The sequence below is a fragment of the Pseudomonas sp. dw_358 genome (assembly GCF_018449655.1).
In the GTDB taxonomy this organism is placed as follows: Bacteria; Pseudomonadota; Gammaproteobacteria; order Pseudomonadales; family Pseudomonadaceae; genus Aquipseudomonas.
Map to the genome: position 1 here is coordinate 85,604 of NZ_JAAVUX010000012.1, position 25,024 is coordinate 110,627.

Here is a 25,024-nt window from a genome sequence, read left to right on the forward strand (position 1 = left end):
TGTGGGGTAGGCTCCGCTCCGTTAGATACAAAGCTGAAAGTCAATTAGCCGAAGCAGTTCCTGTTCCCGTTCTTCTTTTCCAAGAATCGGAAGCTCAGCGAACCGGCTTACTCGATGGTCTCCAGATCGCTTTCCCTCCTGTCAACAGGGGCCGAGCAAAGCCAGATCCTTCTGAACCGACCAACCTGCAGATTGATCAGGATCTTCACCCAGGGCCCAGAACCTTTGCCCCGGAGTGCTGCCTGCCCTCCTAGTAGCTACCAGTCAGCCCAGGCGCCCTTATTTGACAAGCGCTCGACACTGGCTGCTTTTGTTCCAGTCAGGTTCTTCGCACAGCCAATGGTGGCCTTGCGTACTGGAACGTTTTAGTCGTGCACAGATCAGATCTGTGTCTTTTGCAGGAACACCCAATAACATGAACCACTCTATCCATACCCAAGATGCCATTCGCACCCTGACCCACGCCTTCGCCCCGATGAACTGCCTGATCATGGCAGCACGCAAAGGCTGCTTCAGCTTCACCCTGGTGAACGAACACGGCATCGCTCGTCATACCGAACGTCTGTACCCCGAGCAGTATTCCAGCGCCGAGCCGCTGCAAGCCGTCATCGACCGCACGCGTCAAGCGCTTGTCGCCTGACCGACGATCGGAATGAGCCGAACCCCGCCCTCTGGCGGGGTTTTTCATGCCTGAATTTTCATCGCCGCTCGCCATGACTTAAGCCATTTCTGAATAGCCGCCGTCAAATCCTGCAACAAACAAGCTAAAAACAAGCCTTTAGCTCGATTATCTGACACTACACTTGAACTCAGGAGGCCATCTGGCCTCCGGCGGGCCATGTCGATTCATCGCTGCCAAGCGCTCTGGCCCGCCACTTTCAGACTTTCCAAAAACTTCAGACAGAGTTGGCCGGAACCTTGCATTCATGGACTGACTGAACAGTCAACTAATGCAGGGTCATTCACCGCCTATATTAACCAGCCAATATCGTCCGATTGTCCTACAAACCGCTCTACAACGTGGCATTGGGGCAGTAGCGCAGACGTGAAAAACTTGTTAATTTCCGCGTGGCTGACCCATCGGAGTTCTAATAATGAAAAAAGTAATGCTCAAGACCACAATCAGCCTCGCCGTCGCCCTTGCCTCCAGTCAAATTTTTGCCTCTGGCTTTGCCCTCAACGAACAAGGTATCAGCGGTATGGGCACCGGTTACGCCGGGCGCTCGTCATCTGCGGATGATGCCAGCACCGTGTACGGCAACCCGGCGGGTATGTCGCGCATCAAGCAGCAGGAAATCACTGGCGGCTGGGCCGCTATCGATGCGTCCACCGACATCGATCGCGCCAGCGGTTCGCGCTCGGGCACCAACAAGGGCGACATGGTGCCGTTCACCGGCGTGCCGATGGGCTTCTACGTCAAACCAATCGATGACCACTGGGCCTTTGGCCTGGGGGTCTACGCGCCATTCGGCCTGGTCACCAACTACGAAAGCACCTTCCAGGGCCGCTACTTCGGCGACAAGAGCGAAGTCAAGGTAGTGACCTTCCAGCCCACTATCAGCTATGCCTTCAACGACCGGGTGTCGATCGGCTTCGGCCCTACCATCAACCGCATGAGCGGTGAACTGAACTCCGCCCTGTCGATCTCCCCTTTGCTGCGTGACAGCGAAGTCAAGGTCAAGGGTGACGACTGGGGCTATGGCTATAACGTCGGCGTGCTGGTGCAGGCCACCGACACGACCCGTGTGGGCCTGACCTATCACTCCAAGGTCAGCTACAACCTGGACGGCCATACCACGGTCACCACCGGGGCCGGCACACCTGCGGCGCTGCTGAACAGCGGTCGCTACAACGGCTCGCTGAACATCACCACGCCGGAATCCGCCGACCTGTCGGTGACCCAGGCGCTCACCGATGCCTGGACCGTCTATGGCGGTGCGACCTGGACACGCTGGAGCCGCCTGAAGGACATCACCGTCAACAACGACATCACCAGCGGTGCCGGCCTCGCGGGTGCTTCCTTGAGCAGCATCACCGAACCGCAGAACTGGCGCAACACCTGGGCCTACGCCTTGGGCACCTCCTACCAGTTGAACAAGGAATGGGTACTGCGAACCGGCCTGAGCTGGGACCAGTCGCCCACCAACAATACCGACCGTTCGCCCCGCATTCCTACCGGCGACCGGACGATCTTCAGCCTGGGTGCTGGCTGGAGCCCGACCGAGCACTGGACCTTCGACGTTGCCTATTCGTATCTGAAGGAAAAGAAGGTCACGGTCAGCGAGACCAATGCGCTGGGCCAGACCTACGACGCGCGGTATGACAACAGCGCCAATGGCTTTGGCGTAGGCGCTACCTACAAGTTCTGATGGCCAGCGGTTGCACTAAAAAACGGGGAATCTTCCCCGTTTTTTTATCCCGTCTCCAATGGACGCCCACGTTGCAGGCCCGAGCTTGCTCGGGAAGCAGGGAGCGGCGTCTGGTTCCCGGGCAAGCTTGGGGCCCTACAAAGCCCAGACCACCAACACCACCGTTTCCAGGAGCTCCAGCAAGGCGCCAGCGGTGTCTCCGGTCGTGCCGCCCAGCCGGCGCATCATCAAGGACCGCAGCCAGGCGAAGACCCCGATCAAAACCACCAGGCTCAGCAGCCCTAGTCCCGTCAGCACAGCTCCCAGCAGTACCAGCCCCAGCACCCACCACCCTGCTCGTCGCGGCAGATGGTCGGCCAACGCCTGCCCCAGGCCACCGGCCCGTACATAGGGCGTGGTCAGAAACAGCGCCAGCAACCCTGCTCGCCCCAGCACCGGCACGACCAGCAGCGCTTGCCACTGCCCGGCCTGCACCAGCGCCTGCAGGGCACAGAATTTAAGCAGCAACACCAGTGCCAGCGTCACCACGGCGATCGGCCCGCTGCGCGGGTCTTTCATGATCAACAGGGTCCGTTCACGGTCGCCGAAACCGCCAAGCCAGGCGTCGGCGCTGTCGGCCAGGCCGTCCAGGTGCAGGGCGCCGCTGAACAGCACCCAGCCGCTGAGGAGCAACGCGGTTTGCAGCAAGACCGGTGCGCCTTGCAGGCACCACAGTCCCGTGACCAGCAGCACACCCGCCAGCACCCCGACCGCCGGGTACCAGAGCAACGAACGACCCATCGCCTGAGGCGCCGGCATGCCCGGCAAGCGCACGGGCAAACAGCTGAGAAACTGCAGGGCAATCCAAAACGGCGCCATGCTCAAGTGGGCTCGCTCAGCCGACCGTCAGCCTCGACCCGCAGGGAGAACAGCGCGCCATTGGCCACCTCGACCTGCAAGAGTTGTTCACGGGGCAAGCCGCGCGCCTGGGCCAGCAGCAGCCGCATGACACCGCCGTGGCTGACAAGCAGTGTCCGCTGTCCTGCATAGAGGCGGTGTAAGCGCCCCACGGCACTGAGCACCCGCCGGCGAAAGTCGTCGACGGGTTCACCGTCCGGTGGTGTAAAGCCATAAGGGTCGGCCCAGAAGCGACCCAACCCCGCTTCGTCGGTGACCATCAGTTCGGCAGCACTGCGCCCTTCCCACGCGCCAAAATGCAGCTCCTGTAAATCAGGCTCCACCGCCAGCGGCAGGCCCATGCGCCCGGCCAATGCTTCAGCAAACAGGGCACAGCGCTGCAAGGGCGAGGTGACCACCTGCTGCCAAGGGCCGCCCTCCAGCACGGCAGCGTGCATCTGCCGCCAACCGTGTTCGGTCAAGGCATCGTCCAGGCTGCCACGCAGGCCACCGCCGCACTCGGTTTCACCATGACGCAGCAGGTCCAGGTGCAACGTCATGCCGGGCGATCGGCCACTGCCGCCTCGGCAAAGGTGGCCATGTCGCCATGCAGCGCACAGGCCAGGCGCAGCAGTGGCACAGCCAGTGCCGCGCCGCTGCCCTCGCCCAGACGCAGGCCCAGGTCCAGCAACGGCTGACCCTGCAAGGCCTGGAGCACGAGCTGATGACCGGGCTCGGCACCTTTGTGGCCAAACAGCAACCAAGGTTGTACCGACGGGTTCAGGCCCACCGCAATCAGGGCCGCGACACTGCAGATGTAACCGTCTACCAGCACGGCAATCCCCTGCTGCGCACAGGCCAGATAGGCACCCGCCAGCGCAGCAATTTCCAGACCGCCCAGGCAGGTCAACGCTTGCAGGGGCTCGTTCGCCAGCGCGCCATGGAGCGCCAGTGCCCGCTCGATCACCCGGCCTTTGTGGCTGACACCCGCCACGTCCAGACCGGTGCCAGGGCCCACCAGCGCCTGCACCGGGCTGTCGAGCAGTGCGCAAGCGAGCGCGGCAGCGGCCGTGGTGTTGCCGATGCCCATTTCGCCACCGATGAATAACTGCGCGCCGGCGGCCTGCGCCCTCAGCGCACTGTCGCGCCCACCCTGCAGGGCTTGCCGGCACTGTTCGTCGCTCATCGCCGGGCCCGTGACAAAATTGGCGGTACCCGGTGCGATATGCAGATGACGCACACCGGGCAGATCAGCCACCAAGGTGGCATTGCCCAGGTCGACCACTTCCAGTTGTGCCGACAAGTGTCGTGCCAGCACGCTGATGGCGGCGCCGCCGTTGACGAAGTTGAGCAGCATCTGCCCGGTCACTTCCTGCGGGTAGGGTGAAACGCCCTCGGCCACCACGCCATGGTCGCCGGCAAAGATCGCGATCCAGACCTGCTCGACACTGGGCTTGAGTCGACCTTGCAGGCCGGCCAGTTGCACTGCCAGGGTCTCCAGCGTGCCGAGGGAACCCGCTGGCTTGGTCAATTGTTGCTGGCGCTCACGGGCTTGAGCCAGCACCGTTTCGTCCACCGGTTGGCAGGGTTGCAACCACCAGGCTTGGGTCATAGCGGTGTTCCTTTCAGAGTTAGGGGCAAGCCGGCAACGGTCAGCACCACGCGTTGGCTGCGCTCGGCCAGGGCTTGATGGAGCAGGCCGGCCTCATCGACGTAGCGGCGGGTCAATTCACCCAGCGGCACCACGCCAAGGCCGGTCTCGTTACTGACGAAAATCAGTTCGCCGGGCAAAGCGCCGAGGTTGTCCAGCAGCGCCTGGCGTTCCAGCGCCAGACGCTGGGGGTCTTCATGGATCAATAGATTGGTCAGCCACAGAGTCAGGCAATCCACCAGCAGGCATCGGCCGGCGCTGGCGTGCTCGCGCAGCACGGCGGCCAGGGCGACCGGTTCCTCCACCAGGCCCCAGGCAGGCGGCCGCCGTTCGCGGTGCAGGGCAATGCGGCTGTTCATTTCGCCGTCCAGCGGCTGGCTGGTGGCGATATAAGTCACTGCCAGGCCGGTTTCGCTGGCCAGGCGCTCTGCCAGGCGGCTTTTGCCGGAGCGGGCACCGCCGAGAATCAATTGCAGCATGTCAGCCCCCCATCCCGCACAAACGGCGCAGATGGCCGGTGTCCAGGTGGTGTTCCACCAGGTCGGCCAGACGCTCGATGTCCAGCTCGCGCAAGGCGTGGTAATCGACTTCCTGCACGTTTTCCAGCCCGCCCCAACGCAACAGCGCGGCACTGGAAGCCGACGACTCGAACAGGCCGTGCAGGTAAGTCCCGAGGACCTGACCATCGGCGCTGATGGCGCCGTCGCAGCGGCCATCGTCCAGGTACACCGCCGGATGTTCAAGCGCCGGCCCGGTGCTGACACCCGCGTGAATTTCATAACCACTGACCGCTGCGCGCTCCAGGCTCAGCGCGCCGCTGACATTGCGCAGCTGCTTCTCGGCGGCCAGTTCCGTGGACAACGCCAGCAAGCCCAGCCCCGGGCTCGACCCGGCCGGCCCTTCGAGCCCCAGCGGATCGTGCAACTGCTCGCCCAGCATCTGCAGGCCGCCGCAGATTCCCAGGACCTTGCCGCCGTAGCGCAGGTGCCGGGCAATGGCCGGCTCCCAACCCTGGCTGCGCAAGGTGGCGAGGTCGCCGCGCACACTTTTGGAACCCGGCAGGATGATCAGGTCCGCCGGCGGAATCGGCTCGCCCGGACCGATGAACTGCAAGTCGACCTGGGGGTGCAGGCGCAAAGGATCGAAGTCGGTGTGGTTGCTGATGCGCGGCAGCACCGGGACGATCACCTTGAGCACCTGCGCGGCCTTGGCCGACTGGCGTCGGTCCAGACCGTCCTCGGCTTCCAGGTGCAGGTCGGTGACATAGGGCAGCACGCCGATCACCGGTTTGCCAGTGCGCTGCTCCAGCCAGTCCAGGCCCGGCTGCAGCAAGGCAATGTCGCCACGAAAGCGGTTGATGATGAACCCCGCCACCCGCGCCTGTTCGCTCTCGGAGAGCAGTTCCAGGGTACCCACCAGATGGGCGAAGACCCCGCCACGATTGATGTCGGCAATCAGCAGCACCGGGCAGTCCACCGCCTCGGCAAAACCCATGTTGGCGATGTCGCCGGCGCGCAGGTTGATCTCGGCAGGCGAACCCGCGCCCTCCACCATGACCACGGGATACGCGGCGCTCAGACGTTGGTGCGATGCCAGCACAGCCTGCATGGCGATGGCCTTGTAATCGTGGTACGCCAGCGCATTCATGGTGGTTACCGCGCGCCCATGGATGATCACTTGGGCGCCGGTATCACTGTTGGGCTTGAGCAGGACCGGGTTCATGTCGGTGTGAGGTGCCAGCCCGGCGGCCTGGGCCTGGACCGCCTGGGCACGGCCGATTTCACCACCGTCGGCGGTGACGGCGCTGTTGAGGGCCATGTTCTGCGGCTTGAACGGCACGACACCCATGCCCTGGCGCTTCAGCCAGCGGCACAAGGCCGTGACCAGGGTGCTCTTGCCGGCATCGGAGGTGGTGCCTTGGACCATGAGGGTCGTCATGCCTGCTCCTGAGCAAGGGCGGTGAACGCTTGATCCAGGCGCTGCCAGTCAGGCTCGCCGGCGGGCAGACCAAAGCGCAGGCTGCTGCCCTGCTCGAACAGGCGCAGGAGGATGCCGCGCTGCGCCATAAAGTGCTGAATTTCGGCAGCATGGGGCGAGGTCACCCACTGAAACAGGGCGCATCCACCCGCCGGGGTGAAACCGTGGCGGCCGAGCAATTGCTCCAGGCGCTGACTGTTGGCCGCACAACGCTGGATCTGCAGGCGGTGGCCCGGACCGTCCAGCAGGCAGGCGGTACCCAGTACACGTGTGGGGCCACTGATGGCCCAGGGTCCGACCTGCTCGGCCAGTGCATGGAGCAATTTCGGCTCGGCGAGAACAAAGCCCAGGCGCACGCCGGCCAGGCCGAAGAATTTGCCGAAGGAGCGCAGCACGATCAGCCCCGGACGGTTGCAGTGGGCCGCCAGGCTCAGGCCCGGCGTGGTGTCCATGAAAGCTTCGTCCACCACCAGCCAGCCACCCCGGGACGCCAGGCGAGCATGCCATTCCAGCAACTGCGCCGTGCCGATCAAGCGCCCGGTGGGGTTGTTCGGATTGACCAGCACCAGCACATCGAGGCTCTCGATGAAATGCTCCACGTCATGGTCGCCGATCTCCCGCACCACATGCCCGGCGCGGCGCCAGGCCTCGGTGTGTTCGGCGTAGCACGGCGACAGCACCGCGACTCGGCCACTGCGGCGCAGGCGCGGCAGCAACTGAATAGCCGCCTGGGAACCGGGCACGGGCAACAGGTGGTCGGCACCGTAGTAGGCCTCGGCGGCCTGCTCCAGGCCGTCATCGGTCTCAGGCAAACGGGCCCAGGCACACTGGGGGATCTCGGCGATAGGCCAGGACCACGGCGCAATGCCGCTGGAGAGGTCCAGCCAATCGTCCTGGGCAATGCCGTAGCGCTGCGCGGCAGCGCGCAACCGTCCACCGTGTTCAAGCATAGAATTGCGCTCCCACGCAGATGATCAACAACCACAGCCAGACACCGCGCTGCACCAGCTGCCAGCCGCTGTCGATGCTCATCGCGTCCGCCTGGCGACCTTCGCCCAGTGCCGGCCGCTCGTGCAATTGGCCGTGGTACACCGCTGGGCCGCCGAGCTGTACGTTCAGCGCCCCGGCGCCGGCGGCCATGACCGGGCCGGCGTTGGGGCTGTCCCATTGTGGCGCCTGCTGGCGCCAGCAACGCAAAGCCAGGCGGGTATTGCCCAGCAGCGCGTAGGTCAAGGCCACCAGCCGCGCCGGGACATAATTGAGCACATCGTCAATCCGCGCCGCCGCCCAGCCAAAACGCTCGAAGCGTTCATTACGATAGCCCCACATCGCGTCCAGCGTATTGCTCAGGCGATACAGCACCACACCGGGCGCACCCAGCAGGACAAACCAGAACAACGCGGCAAAGACTGCATCGCTGCCGTTTTCCAATACCGATTCAGTGGCGGCGCGGGCCACGGCGGTGGCATCCAGCTCGGCGGTTTCCCGACTGACCAGATAACCCACCCGCTGGCGTGCCTGCACCAGATCCCCGGTGCGCAGTGCCTGAGCCACCGGCCCGACGTGCTCGCCGAGACTGCGCAGGCCCAGCGCGCAATACAGCGCGAGAATGTCCACCAGCCAGTCCACCCCGGGCAGCCAGGACAGCAGCGTGGCCAGCGCGGTCAAGGGCACGACCGCCAGGACCCAGGCCGTGACCCCGTGGCTACGCCAACCGGCGCCACCACCGTTGAAGCGCTGCTCCAGGCGATTGGCCAGACGGCCGAAGCCCACCAGCGGATGCCAGCGCCGGGGTTCGCCCAGCAAGGCGTCCAGCGCCACACCCGCCACGATCAGCAGGGCCATGTTCATCCCGCCACGCCCCATTGGTTCTCGAACAGCATGTCCTGCAAGGGCTGCTCGATGGCCCAGCCTTCCTGCACCAGCATCGGCACCGGGTAGAACTCGGCCACCGGCCCCAGGCACAGCACCGCCAGGGGCCATGCACCTTCGGGCATCGCCAGCAATTCGGCCAGCGCCTGGGGGTCGAACAGCGACACCCAGCCCATCCCCAGGCCTTCAGCACGAGCAGTCAGCCAGAGGTTCTGGATGGCGCAGGACACTGACGCCATGTCCATTTCCGGCAAGGTCCGGCGCCCGAAGATGTGCCGCTCGCGGTCGTCACTCAGGGCCACCACCAGCACTTCGGCACACTGCCCAATGCCTTCGACCTTGAGCTTCATGAAGTCGTCGGAACGCTCGCCGAGGGCCTCGGCGGTGCGTACCCGCTCGTCTTCCACCAGCTGTTGAATACGGCTGCGCAAGACCCGATCAGTGATACGCAGAAAGCGCCACGGCTGCATCAGACCGACACTGGGGGCCTGATGCGCCGCCGCCAGCAACCGTGCCAGCAGCTCGGGCGCCACCTCGCCTTCAATGAAGTGGCGCATGTCGCGGCGTTCGGCGATTACCCGGTAGATGGCAGCTCGATCGTCGAGGCTGAAGGCATGGTCACTCATGGTCGCAACAGCTCCGCAATCGCCGTGGGTTGGGAAGGAAAATAGAAATGCACGTAAGAAGCCGTCATCCGCCCCGAGCGGTACACCGCTTCGGCGCCGCGTCCGCCATTGGGGCTCACACCCCGTGCCACCGGCTCGTGCTCAGTGGTAGTCAGAGAGTGGTGATAGGTGTGGCCGCGCAGAGTGCCTTCCGGCAGCTCCACGCTTTGCAGGGCCAGGGCTGCCAGGCGCTTTTGCATGACCGCCTCCCCCGCCAGCAGGCCCAGGAGTTCGGCCCGTACGCCATCGACATCGGTCAAGGCATCCAGCAGGTAGAGCATGCCGCCGCACTCGGCCAGCAACGGTTTGTCGTCCTTATGATGGGCACGGATGGCCGCGAGCATCGGAGCGTTGGCAGCCAGAGCCTGATGGTGCAGTTCCGGATAACCGCCCGGCAGGTACAGGCTGTCGCATTCAGGTAGCACGGCATCATGCAGCGGTGAAAAGAAACTCAACGTGGCGCCCATTTCCCGCAACAGCTGCAGGCTGGCCCCGTAGGTAAAGGCAAAAGCTTCGTCGCGAGCCACGGCAACGCGCACGCCATCGAGCAACGGCTCGATACGACGCGGCAACGGCGGTTCGAAGGTGACGGGCGGCGGCAGGGCCACCTGGCAACTGCCGGCCAGCGCCGCGGCGGCGGCGTCCAGGCGTGCGTCCAGGTCGTTCAGTTCACTGGCCTGGACCAGACCTAAATGACGGCTGGGTAATTCGATACCGGTTTCCCGGGACAATCCGCCGTACCAGCGCAGCCCTTCGGTCAGGCTGTTCTCCAGCAACTGCGCGTGGCGCAGAGTGCCGACCCGGTTGGCCAGCACGCCGGCAAAAGGCAGGTCCGGCTGATAGCGCGCCAGCCCCAGCGCCAGCGCGCCGAAGGTCTGGGCCATGGCGGTGCCGTCGATCACGGCCAGCACCGGTACACCGAAGTGGCGGGCCAGGTCGGCGCTGGACGGCGTACCGTCGAACAGGCCCATGACCCCTTCGATCAGGATCAGATCGGCTTCCCCGGCCGCCTCCCACAGCAGGCGACGACTTTCCTCGGCGCCCACCATCCACAGGTCCAGCTGATACACCGGCGCGCCACTGGCCCGCTCGTGGATCATCGGGTCGAGAAAGTCTGGTCCGCACTTGAATACGCGAACCTTGCGCCCTTGATTGCGATGCAGCCGCGCCAGCGCCGCAGTCACCGTGGTCTTGCCTTGGCCCGACGCCGGCGCCGCCACCAGCACAGCGGGGCAATGACGGGGCTGATTCACAGTTCGATGCCCTTTTGCGCGCGAATGCCAGCCTGAAAAGCGTGCTTGAGCATGCCCATTTCAGTGACGGTGTCGGCCAGTTCGATCATCTCGGGTTTGGCGCCACGGCCGGTGACCACCACATGTTGCATGGGCGGCCGGGCTTGCAGGTCGCTGAGCACCTGATCCAGCTCGAGGTAACCGTGTTTGAGGGCGATATTCAGTTCGTCCAGCACCACCAGGCCCACGGCCGGATCCTGCAGAAAACCCCGGGAGACTTGCCAGGCGGCCTCGGCGGCGACGATGTCTCGCTGGCGATCCTGGGTCTCCCAGGTAAAACCCTCGCCCATCACGTGATAGCTGACCTGTTCGGGGAAGCGCCGGAAAAACAGCTCTTCGCCGGTGGCGTTGCGGCCTTTGATAAACTGGACGACACCGCATTGCATACCGTGGCCCATGGCCCTGGCCAGCATCCCGAACGCCGAACTGCTCTTGCCTTTGCCATTGCCACTGAGTACCAGCAGCAGGCCACATTCGTTGGGGGAGTTGGCGATACGTTCATCGATCACGGCTTTCTTGCGCAGCATGCGCGCCACATGGCGTTCGTCGCGTTCGGCAGATTCACTCATCACAGCTCTCCGTTGGGGTATCGACGAAAAGCCGCACGCCCGCAGGGGCGCCGCAAGAAATCGTCAATGCCGCTCTCACCCGCGCGGCAGATCAATAGAGGGGGCGACAGGCCGGTCTCCGGGCTCATGAGCGGGCGCAAGCGCCTCCCACCGCGCGCCTTCCCGCCTGTTCAGGCAGTGGCGCGATGCGCGGTCTTGACTCATTTACCGTTGCGGGGGCAGCGCCGGGATCACCACTTTCATGGCTCACCGGCTTCCCTGTTTCACCCGACACATCTGGAAACGGTCGGGCACCTGAAGCAAGCGGCGAAGGTTAGAGGGTTGTGGGGGGAGCGTCAAATGCCGGGGCGGTTCCGGTTGAACCCTCGGCACCTTGCCCCCTCTACCACTGACAAGCTGAATTTTTTGTCACGGAGCCTGCCCCATGCACAAAACACACCTCGCGCTGACCATCGCCCTCGCCACCGCATTGGTGGCCTGTGGTGAATCCTCGTCCCTGCAAGTGTCCGACGGCACCGGTCCGTCACCCAAACTGCCGGAGCCGAACAAGACGCTGCTGCCGACCATGAACATCGCCAAGGCCGTGGGCTGGCCGGCCGGTACCAAGCCGGTCGCGGCTCAGGGCACTCAAGTTGCCGCCTTCGCCGAGAACCTCGATCACCCGCGCTGGCTGTACGTGCTACCCAACGGTGACGTGTTGGTGGCCGAAACCAATGCACCGCCCAAGCCGGATGACAGCAAGGGAATCAAGGGCTGGGTCAGCCAGCTGGTGATGGGCCGCGCCGGCGCCACGGTGCCCAGCGCCAACCGCATCACCCTGCTGCGCGACACCGACCACGACGGCGTGGCGGACACCCGCACGGTGTTCCTCGACAAACTGAACTCACCCTTCGGGATGGCCCTGGCAGGCAATGATTTCTATGTAGCCGACTCCGATGCCTTGCTGCGTTTTACCTATCAACCCGGGGAAACTTCCATTACCGCGCCCGGGGTCAAGGTCACCGACCTCCCGGGCGGGCCGATCAACCATCACTGGACCAAGAATGTGATCGCCAGCCCGGACGGCAAGCGGCTGTATGTCACCGTGGGTTCCAACAGCAATGTCGGCGACAACGGCCTGGATGCTGAAAAGGAACGCGCGGCAATCTGGGAAGTGGACCCGGCCACAGGCAGCCACCGGATCTTTGCCTCAGGGCTGCGCAACCCCAACGGCATGGCCTGGGAGCCTGACAGCGGCAAATTGTGGACCTCGGTCAACGAGCGCGACGAAATCGGCAGCGACCTGGTACCGGACTACATCACCTCGGTGAAGGATGGCGGCTTCTATGGCTGGCCTTTCAGTTATTACGGCCAGCACGTGGACGTGCGCGTCAGCCCGCAGGACCCGGCCATGGTGGCCAAGGCCATCGTTCCGGACTACGCAGTAGGTCCGCACACCGCCTCGCTCGGCTTTACCTTTGCCAGCGGCGACGCCCTGCCGGCTCCGTTCAACCACGGTGCGTTCGTCGGCCAGCACGGGTCGTGGAACCGCAAGCCCCACAGTGGCTACAAGGTGTTGTTCGTGCCGTTCGCCAATGGTATGCCCAGCGGGATGCCCACTGACGTGCTGAGTGGTTTTCTGAACAAGGACGAAGAAGCGATGGGGCGGCCGGTGGGCGTCATCGTGGACAAGCAGGGCGCACTGCTGGTGGCCGACGATGTGGGGAACAAGATCTGGCGGGTGACTGCGGTCAAGTAGAAGTCGGCAGAGCGGGCCTCTTCGCGAACAAGCCTGCTCGCGAAGCCGCCATCTGCGCCGCTGCCGTCAGCGGTTATTGGCCAGGTTATCCGGCAGCAACACCCGTTTGGCACTCAGGTAGCGCTTCTGCCAATAAGGCTTGGCCAGGTAATCCAGCTTGACCGTCCCCCCAGTGGCCGGCGCATGGACAAAGCGCCCTTCGCCGACGTAGATCCCGGCATGGGTCACTTCCGAGCCGCGCCCCGTGGCGAAGAAGATCAGATCACCCGATTGCAAAGCCTCTTGGCTCACTTGCGGAGCACGCATCTCGATCATTTCCCGCGTCGAGCGCGGCAGCTTGATGCCCGCCGCATCGCGGTAGACAAAACCGATCAGCCCACTGCAATCGAAACCTGAATCAGGGGTGTTGCCGCCCCAGCGGTAGGGCGTGCCGACCAGGCCGATGGCACGGATCAGCACATCGTCCGCTGCAGGATAAAAGGCATTGGCGGGAGCCGGTCCGACCGGGCGAACGACCACCGGCACAGGCCGGGGCGGAGGGGGCGCGCTGGCGCAGCCGCCGAGAAAGCCGACGAGGAGAAGAGTGGCAAGACGTGCCTGGCTCGACATAACAAGGATCCTGATGCTACTGCCGAAAACACGAACGGCGCCGAGCTCTCAAGCTCGCCGCCGCATCTTGTTGCCTGTGTCGCAGGCTATGAGAACAGCCTGACTTCCGGGTACTGCCGAGTTTCTACTGCTTCAGTTTCTGGAGATGACTGCGCCTTTCGAACCCACGCTGGTCGCCGGCGCCATGGCCAGGGCCCGCTTGGCCTCGATGAAGGTCTTGCTCCAGTAGCTGTCGTCCAGGCTGTCGACGCGAACGCCGCCGCTGCGGTGACTGCTGGAATGAATGAACTGATCATCACCCAGGTAGATACCGGCATGGCTGACACGGCCACGGCCACGGGTACTGAAGAACAGCAGATCACCCGGCTTGAGGTTGTTGCGAGCAACCACCGGCGCCTTGACGTTGATCATGTCGCGGGTAGAACGCGGCAGGGTCATGCCGGCTTCTTCGCGAAACAGGTAGCCGATGAAACCGCTGCAATCAAAACCCGACTCGGTGCTGCCACCGGTGCGGTAGCGCGTGCCGATCAGCGACTTGCCACGCTCGAGGATGCTGTCAGCCAGCATCGGCATCTTGTAGGGGGCGTTGCCGGAGAACTGGCTGAGCTCTTGCTCGGTGGCGTCTTCGGTGGCGGCGACTTCGTCGTCCAGCACCGAGGACGAAGCCTGGGAATGAGGGTGCAATGCCTGAACCTGCGCACGCGGCTGAGCCGGGGCGGTCACGGGGCCGATGGAAACCGGCTGGATGGCAGCTTGCTGCTGGAGCGGCGACTGTGAGGCGCAACCCAACAACAGGGTAACGAGTGCGATGGGCACGAGGGGTGCGAAGCGCTTGAGCATGGGCACAACCGTGTCTGTGAAATTGACGAAGGAGGGACTATGCCCGCTATCGGCATCATTTGCAAATTCAATCGAACCAAATGTGACTTCCGGGAAACTCGTGTTCATCTAACGCCCACCTCTAAAAATGGCATTCTGGACTCGGTCACAGAATGCTGTGGCACGGGGTTGATTCGATTGGCAAAGACGTTCCCGACCCAGCGCGGACGCAGGTTGCCGATAGACTCAAAGTCTGTTTGTGCGCTTCAGTGAAACGCCGAAAGGAATAAGCTTAAAAGGTGCTGATAGTCTGGGCTTATCGATGCCCGATGCAGAGATGTTTTGCAAAGCAAGGGCTGGGCCAACTTTTCGTTAGGCTTCTAATCAATTCCCTTGAACCGTTGCCCTGTCTGGCTTGCTGTGGCCACATTTTTTATAAGGGCAAGGGCCGCCAGCGCAACGCCGCCAAGAAATTGTTTCCAAATATCTCATTCAGCGAGCCGATTCGCGCCATTGGGTAGCATGATCCGGGTGAATGCCCGGTTTTTGACCTGGGGGCTTCAGAGCGCAAGAAAGCCCCGTTACCAGCCCAGGGTTTCCTTCAGGAAGGGAATGGTCAGCTTGCGCTGAGCTTGCAAGGAGGCCTGGTCCAGCTGTTCCAGCAGGTCGAAGAGCGCACTCATGCTGCGAGTGCCACGGGTGAGGATGAAATGACCTACTTCGTCGGTGAGGTGCAGGCCGCGACGTGAGGCACGCAGTTGCAGGGCACGCAGCTTGTCTTCATCGGACAGGGGACGCATCTGGAAGATCAGCGCCAAGGTCAACCGCGACTTGAGGTCGGCCAGTTTGACCGGCAGTTCCCGGGGGGAATGGGAAGCCGCTATCAATAGCCGACGCCCGCTGTCGCGAAGGCGGTTGAACAGGTGAAACAGCGCTTCTTCCCAATCGGCCTTGCCGGCCACGACCTGAAGATCATCCAGGCAGACCAGCTCGTACTGTTCGAGGTCGTCAAGGATGCCTGTGCCACGGTCGAGCAACTCGGCCAAGGGCAGGTAGACGGCGGGCTCGCCCGTCTGCTCGAAACGCAGGCAGGCGGCTTGCAGCAGGTGAGTGCGACCCACACCGTGCTTGCCCCACAGGTAGATGAGGCTTTCGGTCCACCCGGCGTCGGCTTCACACAGGCGCTCGACGTAGCCGAGAGCGGCGGCGTTGGCGCCTGGGTAGTAGTTGACGAAGGTGGCGTCATCACGCAGACGCACACCCAAGGGCAGCTGAATCGGTTTCATGCTGGCGTGCAGTTCTGACGAACTGCCAAGGGCCTCAGTGTGAAGTGCGCAAAGTTTATACCTGCCACGTCTGCCGCACAATGCGGCAGAGCCCAAGCAAAATCAAAGGTTTACAGATCCGGATCTTCCATGCCGCCATAGATATCGGACTTTTTGTACAGGTCGTGCACATGGCGAATCAGCACCATGATCACCGCCGCCACCGGCAGCGCGATCAATATCCCGGTAAAACCGAACAACTCGCCACCGGCGAGAATGGCGAAGATCACTGCCACGGGATGAAGACCGATCCGATCACCCACCAGCAACGGGGTCAGGACCATGCCTTCCAGTGCCTGACCGATCATGAACACTGCAGCGATACCGATCAGGTGATACGGGTCGAGACCGAATTGGAACAGACCGGTGGCCATGGCCGCGACGATACCGATAGTAAAGCCCATGTACGGCACAATCGCCGCCAGACCGGCCAACAGCCCGATCAACAGGCCCAATTCGACGCCCACCAGCATCAGCCCCCCGGCGTAGATCATGCCCAAGGCCAGCATCACCAGCAATTGCCCGCGCACGAACGCACCCAGGACTTCGTGGCACTCGCCGGCCAGGCCGACGATCTGATCTTCGCGCTCGCGGGGCAGCAGGCTGCGGATCTTCGCCATCATGATGTCCCAGTCGCGCAACAGGTAGAAACCCACGACCGGGATCAACACGACATTGGCCAGCCAGCTGATCAAGGCCAGGCTCGACGCCGTCGCCTGGCTCAGGACCACGCCGACGATGTCGCTGGTCTGGCCCATATGCTCGGTGATCGCTGCCTTGATCTTGTCGAACTTCCAGAAGCCATCGTTCAGGCCCAGGTGGGTCTGCAACCAGGGCAGCGCCGCGTGTTGCAACCAGTCCAGGGCCTGGGGCGCCAGCTCGTAGAGACGCACCAGCTGCTTGGCGAGCATGGGCACCAGCACCAGCAGCAAGGCCAGGAAAATCAGAGTGAACAGCGTGAAGACGCTGACCACGCCCCAGGTACGGGAAAAGCCCCAGGCCTCCAACTTGTCGACCAAGGGGTCGGCCATGTAGGCCAGCACGATGGCAATCAGGAACGGCGTCAGAATCGGGTGCAGGAAATACACGAATGCGCATGCCAGCAAGGCTATGCCGATCCAGAACCAGCGGTGTGAATAGGTCATCAAGGGGTGGCCTTGTGTTTGTATATAGATAGAAGGAAGCGGTGTGCTTACCAGTGGAAGACCAGATCGGGGGCCGGTGCCGTCGGCGCTGCCGGAGCCGTCGGTTGGCCCGGCACCGCGACAGGCGACGCTACGACCGGCGACGGCTGCACCTCCTGCAGTTTGGCCAGCGTCAGCTGAGCCCGCAGTTGATCGATACTGCCGGTCACCCGGTACACCACCGTGTCGCCATCGACGCTTTTGAGCCGCGCGCCGAATGGCTCCAACAGGCGGCCGAGCTCGGCATAATGGGCCAGGGTGTTGCCCTGGACCTGCAAGGTGATGTCGGTACTCGCCCCCGGCTTGGCCAGGTAACGCGGCGCCAGACGCTCACTGACCGCCAGCATCAGGGCATCGGCAAGGGTGGCTTGATCGGTGCCTTCGGCAGTGCCGGTGTCGGTCTTGCCGCCCAGCCACAGGTGCCATTTGGCTTGCCACTTGTCACCGTCCTGGTGCGCGTGCACCGCCAGCAAGGCATCGGCATTGTAGCGCTCGGACACCGTCTTCAACGGCGCAGGGTCGGTGCCTTCGAGGTTTTTCGCAGTGGCCGCCAGCTGTTCGTTGAGATCCCCCATCGGCAGGCGCAAAGGCAGGCCCCGGTGTTGGGCCGCGCGGCGCAACGGGTTGGCGGTGGCCTGACCATCGCCCACCAGGCTGCTGGTACCGTCGGCGCCATCGTTGAGCCACCAGCCCAGAATCGACGGGCGGTTGCTGCCCCAGGTGGCCAGCCCGGCCTGACGCAGTTGAGCGTCGGTGCTGACGGGGTCGAACTCCACCTGCAGCGATTGGGGCGGCCCGGCATCGTAGCCATACTGGCTGATGATCTGCTGCGGGTCCTTGCGCACGGCGGCCAGCGCCGGATTGGCGATCGCCTTGGGGTCACCGGTCAGGCGCAGCACCAGGGTTTCCAGGGCGCGCTGAGTCGCGGCGCTGCGCTCGTCCGGGGTCTGGGTGGCCACGGGCTCCAGCACCTGATACAGGTTGTTCACGGTTTCAGCGTGGCCTTGCAGACTCAGGCTCGCAAGGCAACCGGCTAACAGATACGGACTCAAACGCATGGATTATTCCCGACGGCAATATACGGATTGTGGCTGTGACCCTTGTTGGCGGTAAAACATTCAGGGCCGGCGCAAAGTTTTTTATTATTGCATGGCCGCCGCACCATAGGGGATGACGCAACAGCGGTTCATCAAGACGTGATAGCCGCTACCGGGCAAGCCTGATAAAATCGCGCGCCTTCGCAGACCGATGACAATCGGTCGATACCCGAGAATCAAAAAGGCCTGGATCATGAGCAAGCAACCCTCCGTGAGCTACAAGGACGCCGGTGTAGACATCGACGCCGGTGAAGCGCTGGTCGAACGCATCAAAGGCGTCGCCAAACGCACCGCGCGCCCCGAAGTCATGGGCGGCCTGGGTGGCTTCGGCGCCCTGTGCGAGATCCCGGCGGGTTACAAGCAGCCCGTGCTGGTTTCCGGCACCGACGGCGTGGGCACCAAGCTGCGTCTGGCGCTGAACCTGAACCGGCACGACAGCATCGGCATCGACCTGGTGGCCATGTGCGTCAACGACCTGGTGGTGTGCGGCGCGGAGCCGCTGTTCTTCCTGGACTACTACGCCACCGGCAAGCTCAACGTCGACACCGCCGCTGACGTGGTCACCGGCATCGGTGCCGGCTGCGAACTGGCCGGCTGCTCGCTGGTGGGCGGCGAGACCGCTGAAATGCCCGGCATGTACGAAGGCGAAGACTACGACCTGGCCGGGTTCTGCGTCGGTGTGGTGGAGAAGGCCGAAATCATCGACGGCTCGAAAGTCGCTACCGGTGACGCCCTGATCGCGTTGCCCTCCTCCGGCCCGCACTCCAACGGCTATTCGCTGGTGCGCAAGATCATCGAAGTGGCCGGTGCCGATATCGAGACCGTGCAGCTGGACGGCAAACCGCTGACCGACCTGCTGATGGCGCCGACCCGTATCTACGTCAAACCGCTGCTCAAGCTGATCAAGGAAACCGGCGCCGTCAAGGCCATGGCCCACATCACCGGTGGCGGTCTGCTGGACAACATCCCGCGGGTCCTGCCAAAAGGCGCTCAGGCCAAGGTCGATGTCGCGAGCTGGACCCGTCCGGCGGTGTTCGACTGGCTGCAAGAGAAAGGCAACGTCGACGAACACGAAATGCACCGCGTACTCAACTGCGGCGTCGGCATGGTCATCTGCGTGGCCCAGGCCGACGTGCAGAAGACCCTGGCCAACCTGCAGGCCAACGGCGAGCAGCCGTGGGTCATCGGTGAAATCGGCGTCGCAGCCGAAGGCGCGGCACAAGTCGAGTTGCTGAACCTCAAGGCGCACTGATGCCGGCGTTCACCTCCGGGCACTGCAACGTCGTAGTGTTGCTGTCGGGTACCGGCAGCAACCTGCAGGCCCTGATCGACAGCATTGCCCAGGCAGCTCCCGCGTATCCCGCGCGCATCCGCGCGGTGATCTCCAACCGTGCCGACGCCTTGGGCCTGCAAAAAGCCCGGGACGCGGGTATCGCCACAGCCGTCCTCGATCACAAGGCCTACGTCGACCGCGAAGCCTTCGATCAGGCCTTGGCTGAATGCATCGACAACTTTGGCGCGGACCTTGTGGTGCTCGCCGGCTTCATGCGTATCCTCAGTGTCACCTTCGTGCGCCACTATGAAGGTCGCCTGCTGAACATCCACCCTTCCCTGCTGCCCCTGTATAAAGGCCTGCATACCCACCAGCGCGCCTTGGAGGCCGGTGACCGCGAGCATGGCTGCAGCGTGCACTTCGTCACCGAGGAACTCGATGGCGGCCCTCTGGTCGTACAGGCTGCCATCCCGATTCAGGCCGACGATGACGCTCAGCGTCTGGCGGCGCGGGTGCATGCACGGGAACACCAGATCTACCCACTGGCCGTGCGCTGGTTCGCCGAAGGCCGCTTGAGCCTGGGTGCCCAAGGTGCAATATTGGACGGCCAGTACCTCGGGGCCAGCGGCCACTTGATTCGAACCTAGGAGTTTTTATGCGTCGCGCTTTGCTTTTCGCCCTCGCTCTGATTGCCTCGCCGTTGATTGCCTCGACGGCCACGGCCGCCGACCTCAAGCCATTCTCCGCCAGCTACACCGCCGACTGGAAACAGCTGCCCATGAGCGGCACCGCCGAGCGCAGCCTGAGCAAGGAGGGTGACACCTGGACCCTCAATTTCAAGGCCGCGATGATGATCGCCAGCCTCACCGAAAGCAGCACTATCAAGGTCGACAAGGATGTGCTGCAACCTCAGACCTATCACTTCGAACGTGGCGGCCTGGGCAAGACCAAGAAAGTCGATCTGACCTTCGACTGGGCGGCCAAGCAGGTCACCGGCACCGACCGCAACGACACCATCAAGCTGCCGCTCAACCGCGGCGTGGTGGACAAGTCGACCTACCAGCTGGCCCTGCAGCAAGACGTGGCCGCCGGCAAGAAGAGCATGAGCTACCAGGTGGTCGACGGCAACGAGATCGAGACCTATGACTTCCGCGTGCTGGGCACCGAGAAGGTCGACACCAAGGCCGGCCAGATCGATGCCGTCAAGGTCGAACGCGTGCGTGACCCGACGCAGACCAAACGCACCACCGTGCTGTGGTTCGCCAAGGACTGGAACTACCTGCTGGTGCGTTTGCAGCAGGTCGAGACCGATGGCAAGGAATACAACATCATGCTGCAAGACGGCACGGTGGATGGCAAAGCAGTGAAAGGCAGCTGATCGCTGGCCTGACAGATAAAAGCCTCACTTCGGTGGGGCTTTTTTGCGACCGATGATCCGATATCGCCTGACCTGCATCGCGACAAAGGTCATGACGCGATCCAGGTGATGATCAGCCAACCTAAACAAAAATTCATCAACCGCTCTAGCCTGCGACAAAGCGACGCAGCCCAGCTAGCACGCGGGTTTCAGGATTATGTGAATTCCTGCAACAACTACTTGCCGCAAATGTTCATTTACTTAGCCGGCTACGAAAATATATAACAAAGCCATGCACCCGAGGTGCTGCTGAAGATCAATGCAATTGGAGCATTCAGAATGACTGTGAAAGTAAGCGAACGCGACGATTCCCATAAGTCCCACGAAGGCGTAGCCGCCGGTATTCGTATCTGGGATGTCTATCAGCAAGACCTGCTGGTCGGCATGTTCCACAACGAAAGCGATGCCCAGAACTACAAAGCCGAGCTGGAAGTACTGGAAAGTAAACGCCAGCAGCAAGCCAGTTAATGGTTGTCTGCCTTCAAGACGACAAACCCCGCTTCGGCGGGGTTTGTCGTTTCAGGGCGAGGTGATTACCACATCAGATCGTCAGGGATCTTGTAGGCCGCATACGGATCATCACCGGCTTCCACTTCCTCGGTGGCCGTGTTGAGCAACACAATACGGCGTGGGTCGCGCTCCTGGACCTTGAGTGCCGCTTCGCGCGGGATGACTTCATAACCCCCGCCATGCTGCACGATCGCCAGCGCCCCGCTGCTCAGCTTGCTGCGCATCAACGCATTGACGGACAGGCGCTTGACCTTCTTGTCATCGACGAAGTTGTAGTAATCCTCGCCGGTCAATTTGGGCAGGCGCGTCGCTTCGATCAGTTGCTTGACCTGCGCGGCACGGGCCTTCTGCTCGACTTTTTCCTGTTGCTGACGGTTGAGCTCCTGGTCGCGCCTGACCTTTTCGGCCATCGCTTCCTGTGCCAGGCGCTGCTGGGTGTCATCCACCTCGACCTGGCCCTTGTTCTCCATCCGTTTCTGTTTCTGTTTTTCTTTACTGACCTGCTTGACCTGTTTCTGGTTGACCAGACCGGCTTTCAGCAATTGGTCGCGAAGGGAAATACTCATGGTGTACTCACTTAGGCTCAGCCGCAGCTGGGCAGGTTCTTTTCCTGACGTTTGGCTTCGCCCCACAGAGCGTCCAGCTCATCCAGGGCACAATCTTCAATCGGACGACCCCTGTCGCGCAATGCCTGTTCGATAAAACGAAAGCGCCGATCGAACTTGCGATTGGCGCCGCGCAGGGCGTTTTCCGGGTCGACCTTGAGCTGGCGAGCCAGATTGACCACGCTGAACAGCAGGTCGCCCAGCTCGTCCTCTATGGCCAGCGTGTCGCCACCGGCCATGGCTTCCAGCACTTCATCCAGCTCTTCGCGGACCTTGTCCACCACCGGCAGTGCCGCCGGCCAGTCGAAGCCCACGGTAGCCGCGCGCTTCTGCAACTTGGCGGCGCGGCTCAGGGCCGGCAGTGCCGCCGGCACATCGTCGAGCAATGACAGTTGTTCGGGCACCGTGGCTTTCTCCGCACGCTCCTGGGCCTTGATCTCCTCCCAGCGCTGTTTGACTTGAGTGTCATCCAGCCTGGGCAAGTCCAGAGGCCCGTAGAGGTCGCCGGTGGGAAACACATGAGGATGGCGGCGGATCAACTTGCGGGTGATGCCATCGACCACCGCGTCGAATTCGAATCGGCCCTCTTCACGGGCAAGCTGGCTGTAATACACCACCTGGAACAGCAAGTCGCCCAGCTCGCCGCGCAGCTGGTCGAAATCGCCCAGCTCGATGGCGTCGGCCACTTCGTAGGCTTCTTCGAGGGTGTGCGGGACGATGCTCGCGTAGTTCTGCTTGAGGTCCCAGGGGCAGCCATATTGCGGGTCGCGCAGGCGGGCCATAAGGTTGAGAAGGTCTTGCAGGCTGTACATTCGCTAAGTTCTCGATGCTGGCCAATGGCGTCTCGTGGCAGCAGGCCTTGGCAGCGACGCTATCGCGGCCAAGGCCTGCCCCCACAGAGCCCGGCCGAAGACGGGTATCAAGGCGTGCGATTACGCCGCGTCTCGATGATGTTCGGCAACTGCGAAATGCGCCCCAGCAAGCGACCCAGCGCATCCAGGCCGGGAATCTCGATGGTCAGGGACATCAGCGCGGTGTTGTCTTCCTTGTTCGAGCGGGTGTTCACCGCCAGCACGTTGATCCGCTCGTTGAGCAGCACCTGGGATACGTCACGCAGCAGACCGGAACGGTCGTAGGCGCGAATGATGATGTCCACGGGATAGGTGAGCACCGGCACTGGCCCCCAGCTGACCTGAATGATGCGCTCTGGCTCGCGTCCGCCCAGTTGCAGCACCGAGGCACAGTCCTGACGGTGAATGCTCACGCCGCGCCCCTGGGTGATGTAGCCGACGATGGCATCGCCCGGCAAAGGCTGGCAGCAGCCTGCCATCTGCGTCATCAGGTTGCCGACGCCCTGGATCTGGATGTCGCCACGCTTGCCAGGCTTGTAGCCGGTAGCCTTGCGCGGAATCAGCTCCAATTGCTCGTTGCCGCGCTCGGGCTCCACCAGCTGCTGGGCGGCATTGACCAGATGGGCAATGCGCAGATCCCCTGCACCGAGGGCAGCGAACATGTCATCGGCGGTCTTGTAGTTGACCTTCTCGGCCAGGTGATCGAAATCCACCTGCGGCAGCCCCAGGCGGCTCAGCTCGCGCTCGAGCAGGGTGCGCCCGGCGGCGACGTTCTGGTCGCGGGCCTGCAACTTGAACCAGTGGACAATCTTGGCCCGGGCCCGGGACGTGGTCACGTAGCCCAGGTTGGAGTTCAGCCAGTCGCGGCTCGGCGTGCCGTGCTTGCTGGTGATGATCTCCACCTGCTCGCCAGTGTTGAGGCTGTAGTTGAGCGGCACGATCCGCCCGTTGATCTTCGCGCCCCGGCAGTTGTGGCCGATTTCGGTGTGCACCCGGTAGGCGAAGTCCAGCGGCGTCGCGCCCTTGGGCAAGTCGATGGCATGGCCGTCGGGGGTGAACACATAGACCCGGTCGGGCTCGATATCGACCCGCAACTGCTCGGCCAGGCCACCAATGTCGCCCAGTTCCTCGTGCCATTCGAGCACTTGGCGCAGCCACGAGATCTTCTCTTCGTAGTGGTTGGACCCGGATTTGACGTCGGTGCCTTTGTAACGCCAGTGGGCACAGACCCCCAGCTCGGCCTCTTCGTGCATGGCGTGGGTGCGGATCTGCACCTCCAGCACTTTGCCTTCAGGCCCGATCACGGCGGTATGCAGCGAGCGGTAGCCGTTTTCCTTGGGATTGGCGATGTAGTCGTCGAACTCCTTGGGGATGTGCCGCCACAAGGTGTGCACGATGCCCAACGCGGTGTAGCAGTCGCGCATTTCCGGAACCAGCACGCGTACGGCGCGAACGTCGTAGATCTGGCTGAATTCCAGGCCCTTGCGCTGCATTTTGCGCCAGATGGAATAGATGTGCTTGGCCCGGCCACTGATGTCGGCCTTGACCCCGGTATTGAGCAGTTCGTCGTGCAGCTGGCTCATGACTTCGCTGATGAACCGTTCCCGGTCCATGCGCCGCTCGTGCAGCAGCTTGGCGATCTGCTTGTACTGATCGGGCTCCAGGTAGCGGAAAGACAGGTCTTCCAGCTCCCATTTGATATGGCCGATACCCAGCCGGTGGGCCAGCGGAGCGTAGATGTCGAAGACTTCGCGGGCGACCCGATTGCGTTTTTCGTCGTCGGCGCTTTTCACCGCGCGAATGGCGCAGGTGCGCTCGGCCAGCTTGATCAAAGCCACGCGGACATCGTCGACCATGGCCACCAGCATCTTGCGCAGGTTCTCGACCTGGGCCTGGGAGCCCAGCACCAGCGACTGGCGAGGGCTCAGGCTGGCGCTGATGGCGGCCATGCGCAGCACGCCGTCGATCAGCTTGGTGACGGTACCGCCGAAGCGGGCTTCCACTTCCGCCAGGGTGACCCGTCCTTCACGCACGGCGCGGTAGATGACCGCCGCCATCAGCGAGTCCTGGTCGAGCTTGAGATCGGCGAGAATCTCGGCGATCTCCAGACCCGCCTGGAAACACGAGGTGCCATCGGCCCATGAATGCTTGGCCATGTTACCGAGTTGCTCGGCCTGCAGCGCGAACTCGCAGGCCGCCTTGAGGGCCCCGCGGTCGAGCACCAGGTCGACACTGACGATGTGGTCGAGCCATGCATCGAGATTGATACTGCCGTCAGTGTTGACCGGCTGGTGTGCTCTCACCTGTACCATCTTGGTTACCTTC

General features: G+C 63.1%; 25 protein-coding genes and 1 riboswitch. Of the genes, 7 read left to right on the top strand and 18 right to left on the bottom strand.

From position 1 onward, the window contains the following. The first annotated feature begins 415 nt into the window (after nucleotides 1-415). Both HB675_RS17715 and HB675_RS17720 read left to right on the top strand, forming a co-directional pair. Complete coding sequence (locus HB675_RS17715; protein WP_213879869.1) at nucleotides 416-640, top strand: hypothetical protein; 225 nt, start codon at nucleotides 416-418, stop codon at nucleotides 638-640. 454 nt (nucleotides 641-1,094) lie between these two features. Further along, on the top strand, nucleotides 1,095-2,369 hold the full coding sequence (locus HB675_RS17720) for an outer membrane protein transport protein (protein WP_213879870.1): 1,275 nt from the start codon (nucleotides 1,095-1,097) through the stop codon (nucleotides 2,367-2,369). Nucleotides 2,370-2,504: 135 nt separating this feature from the next. Here the strand turns inward: HB675_RS17720 and HB675_RS17725 are convergent, their stop codons facing one another. Genes HB675_RS17725 through cobO form a run of 10 tightly spaced genes read right to left on the bottom strand, consistent with a single transcriptional unit; the run spans nucleotide 2,505 to nucleotide 11,271 of the window. Beyond that, nucleotides 2,505-3,227 (bottom strand): adenosylcobinamide-GDP ribazoletransferase, encoded by a 723-nt coding sequence (locus HB675_RS17725; RefSeq protein ID WP_213879871.1) that lies wholly within the window; start codon nucleotides 3,225-3,227, stop codon nucleotides 2,505-2,507. 2 nt (nucleotides 3,228-3,229) lie between these two features. Continuing rightward, entirely contained in the window at nucleotides 3,230-3,805 is a 576-nt protein-coding gene (gene cobC / locus HB675_RS17730; RefSeq protein ID WP_213879872.1) for an alpha-ribazole phosphatase family protein, read from the bottom strand. Beyond that, on the bottom strand, nucleotides 3,802-4,857 hold the full coding sequence (gene cobT, locus HB675_RS17735; RefSeq protein WP_213879873.1) for a nicotinate-nucleotide--dimethylbenzimidazole phosphoribosyltransferase: 1,056 nt from the start codon (nucleotides 4,855-4,857) through the stop codon (nucleotides 3,802-3,804). The genes cobC and cobT overlap by 4 nt, the downstream gene beginning before the upstream one ends. Beyond that, the gene (gene cobU, locus HB675_RS17740; RefSeq protein WP_213879874.1) at nucleotides 4,854-5,375 is read right to left on the bottom strand and encodes a bifunctional adenosylcobinamide kinase/adenosylcobinamide-phosphate guanylyltransferase; all 522 of its coding nucleotides are present in this window, start codon (nucleotides 5,373-5,375) and stop codon (nucleotides 4,854-4,856) included. The genes cobT and cobU overlap by 4 nt, the downstream gene beginning before the upstream one ends. 1 nt (nucleotide 5,376) lies before the next feature. Continuing rightward, nucleotides 5,377-6,834 carry a cobyric acid synthase gene (locus HB675_RS17745; protein ID WP_213879875.1) on the bottom strand — a complete coding sequence of 486 codons (1,458 nt, stop codon included), beginning with the start codon at nucleotides 6,832-6,834 and terminating at the stop codon, nucleotides 5,377-5,379. After that, complete coding sequence (gene cobD, locus HB675_RS17750; RefSeq protein ID WP_213879877.1) at nucleotides 6,831-7,823, bottom strand: threonine-phosphate decarboxylase CobD; 993 nt, start codon at nucleotides 7,821-7,823, stop codon at nucleotides 6,831-6,833. The genes HB675_RS17745 and cobD overlap by 4 nt, the downstream gene beginning before the upstream one ends. Further along, nucleotides 7,816-8,724, bottom strand: a complete 909-nt coding sequence (gene cbiB, locus HB675_RS17755; RefSeq protein ID WP_213879879.1) for an adenosylcobinamide-phosphate synthase CbiB — start codon at nucleotides 8,722-8,724, stop codon at nucleotides 7,816-7,818. Before cbiB ends, cobD begins: the two co-directional genes overlap by 8 nt. Further along, nucleotides 8,721-9,371 (bottom strand): 5,6-dimethylbenzimidazole synthase, encoded by a 651-nt coding sequence (gene bluB / locus HB675_RS17760; RefSeq protein WP_213879881.1) that lies wholly within the window; start codon nucleotides 9,369-9,371, stop codon nucleotides 8,721-8,723. The genes cbiB and bluB overlap by 4 nt, the downstream gene beginning before the upstream one ends. Beyond that, nucleotides 9,368-10,663 carry a cobyrinate a,c-diamide synthase gene (locus tag HB675_RS17765; protein ID WP_213879883.1) on the bottom strand — a complete coding sequence of 432 codons (1,296 nt, stop codon included), beginning with the start codon at nucleotides 10,661-10,663 and terminating at the stop codon, nucleotides 9,368-9,370. The genes bluB and HB675_RS17765 overlap by 4 nt, the downstream gene beginning before the upstream one ends. Further along, a complete protein-coding gene (gene cobO, locus HB675_RS17770; protein WP_213879885.1) occupies nucleotides 10,660-11,271 on the bottom strand; it encodes a cob(I)yrinic acid a,c-diamide adenosyltransferase in 612 nt (203 codons plus the stop codon). Before cobO ends, HB675_RS17765 begins: the two co-directional genes overlap by 4 nt. A 91-nt stretch (nucleotides 11,272-11,362) precedes the next feature. Continuing rightward, nucleotides 11,363-11,584, bottom strand: a riboswitch (cobalamin riboswitch). Nucleotides 11,585-11,695: 111 nt separating this feature from the next. Here cobO and HB675_RS17775 point away from each other — a divergent pair. Next, nucleotides 11,696-13,009, top strand: coding sequence for a sorbosone dehydrogenase family protein (locus HB675_RS17775; RefSeq protein ID WP_213879887.1), 1,314 nt, complete (start codon nucleotides 11,696-11,698; stop codon nucleotides 13,007-13,009). Nucleotides 13,010-13,075: 66 nt separating this feature from the next. Here the strand turns inward: HB675_RS17775 and HB675_RS17780 are convergent, their stop codons facing one another. The 5 genes from HB675_RS17780 to HB675_RS17800 all read right to left on the bottom strand — a co-directional run bounded on the left by HB675_RS17780 (nucleotide 13,076) and on the right by HB675_RS17800 (nucleotide 18,004). Then, a complete protein-coding gene (locus HB675_RS17780; protein WP_213879889.1) occupies nucleotides 13,076-13,618 on the bottom strand; it encodes a C40 family peptidase in 543 nt (180 codons plus the stop codon). 132 nt (nucleotides 13,619-13,750) lie between these two features. Then, the gene (locus HB675_RS17785; protein ID WP_213879891.1) at nucleotides 13,751-14,458 is read right to left on the bottom strand and encodes an NlpC/P60 family protein; all 708 of its coding nucleotides are present in this window, start codon (nucleotides 14,456-14,458) and stop codon (nucleotides 13,751-13,753) included. A 560-nt stretch (nucleotides 14,459-15,018) separates the two neighbouring features. Further along, a complete protein-coding gene (hda, locus tag HB675_RS17790; protein ID WP_213879893.1) occupies nucleotides 15,019-15,723 on the bottom strand; it encodes a DnaA regulatory inactivator Hda in 705 nt (234 codons plus the stop codon). Nucleotides 15,724-15,833: 110 nt separating this feature from the next. After that, entirely contained in the window at nucleotides 15,834-16,907 is a 1,074-nt protein-coding gene (locus tag HB675_RS17795; RefSeq protein WP_213879895.1) for an AI-2E family transporter, read from the bottom strand. Nucleotides 16,908-16,954: 47 nt separating this feature from the next. Beyond that, complete coding sequence (locus HB675_RS17800; protein ID WP_213879897.1) at nucleotides 16,955-18,004, bottom strand: DUF2066 domain-containing protein; 1,050 nt, start codon at nucleotides 18,002-18,004, stop codon at nucleotides 16,955-16,957. A 232-nt stretch (nucleotides 18,005-18,236) separates the two neighbouring features. Between HB675_RS17800 and purM the strand changes: the two genes are divergently transcribed. From purM to HB675_RS17820, 4 genes are all read left to right on the top strand, one after another. Continuing rightward, complete coding sequence (gene purM / locus HB675_RS17805; RefSeq protein WP_213879899.1) at nucleotides 18,237-19,295, top strand: phosphoribosylformylglycinamidine cyclo-ligase; 1,059 nt, start codon at nucleotides 18,237-18,239, stop codon at nucleotides 19,293-19,295. Further along, on the top strand, nucleotides 19,295-19,963 hold the full coding sequence (purN, locus tag HB675_RS17810; RefSeq protein WP_213879901.1) for a phosphoribosylglycinamide formyltransferase: 669 nt from the start codon (nucleotides 19,295-19,297) through the stop codon (nucleotides 19,961-19,963). Before purM ends, purN begins: the two co-directional genes overlap by 1 nt. A gap of 8 nt (nucleotides 19,964-19,971) precedes the next feature. Further along, the gene (locus HB675_RS17815; RefSeq protein ID WP_213879903.1) at nucleotides 19,972-20,694 is read left to right on the top strand and encodes a DUF3108 domain-containing protein; all 723 of its coding nucleotides are present in this window, start codon (nucleotides 19,972-19,974) and stop codon (nucleotides 20,692-20,694) included. A 318-nt stretch (nucleotides 20,695-21,012) separates the two neighbouring features. Next, a complete protein-coding gene (locus HB675_RS17820) occupies nucleotides 21,013-21,201 on the top strand; it encodes a hypothetical protein (protein ID WP_213879905.1) in 189 nt (62 codons plus the stop codon). A gap of 65 nt (nucleotides 21,202-21,266) precedes the next feature. Here HB675_RS17820 and HB675_RS17825 read toward each other — a convergent pair whose 3' ends face one another. From HB675_RS17825 to relA, 3 genes are all read right to left on the bottom strand, one after another. Next, on the bottom strand, nucleotides 21,267-21,809 hold the full coding sequence (locus HB675_RS17825) for a DUF2058 domain-containing protein (RefSeq protein WP_213879907.1): 543 nt from the start codon (nucleotides 21,807-21,809) through the stop codon (nucleotides 21,267-21,269). A 17-nt stretch (nucleotides 21,810-21,826) separates the two neighbouring features. After that, nucleotides 21,827-22,660, bottom strand: coding sequence for a nucleoside triphosphate pyrophosphohydrolase (gene mazG, locus HB675_RS17830; protein WP_213879909.1), 834 nt, complete (start codon nucleotides 22,658-22,660; stop codon nucleotides 21,827-21,829). A gap of 107 nt (nucleotides 22,661-22,767) precedes the next feature. Next, entirely contained in the window at nucleotides 22,768-25,011 is a 2,244-nt protein-coding gene (gene relA, locus HB675_RS17835) for a GTP diphosphokinase (protein WP_213879911.1), read from the bottom strand. Nucleotides 25,012-25,024 lie beyond the last annotated feature (13 nt).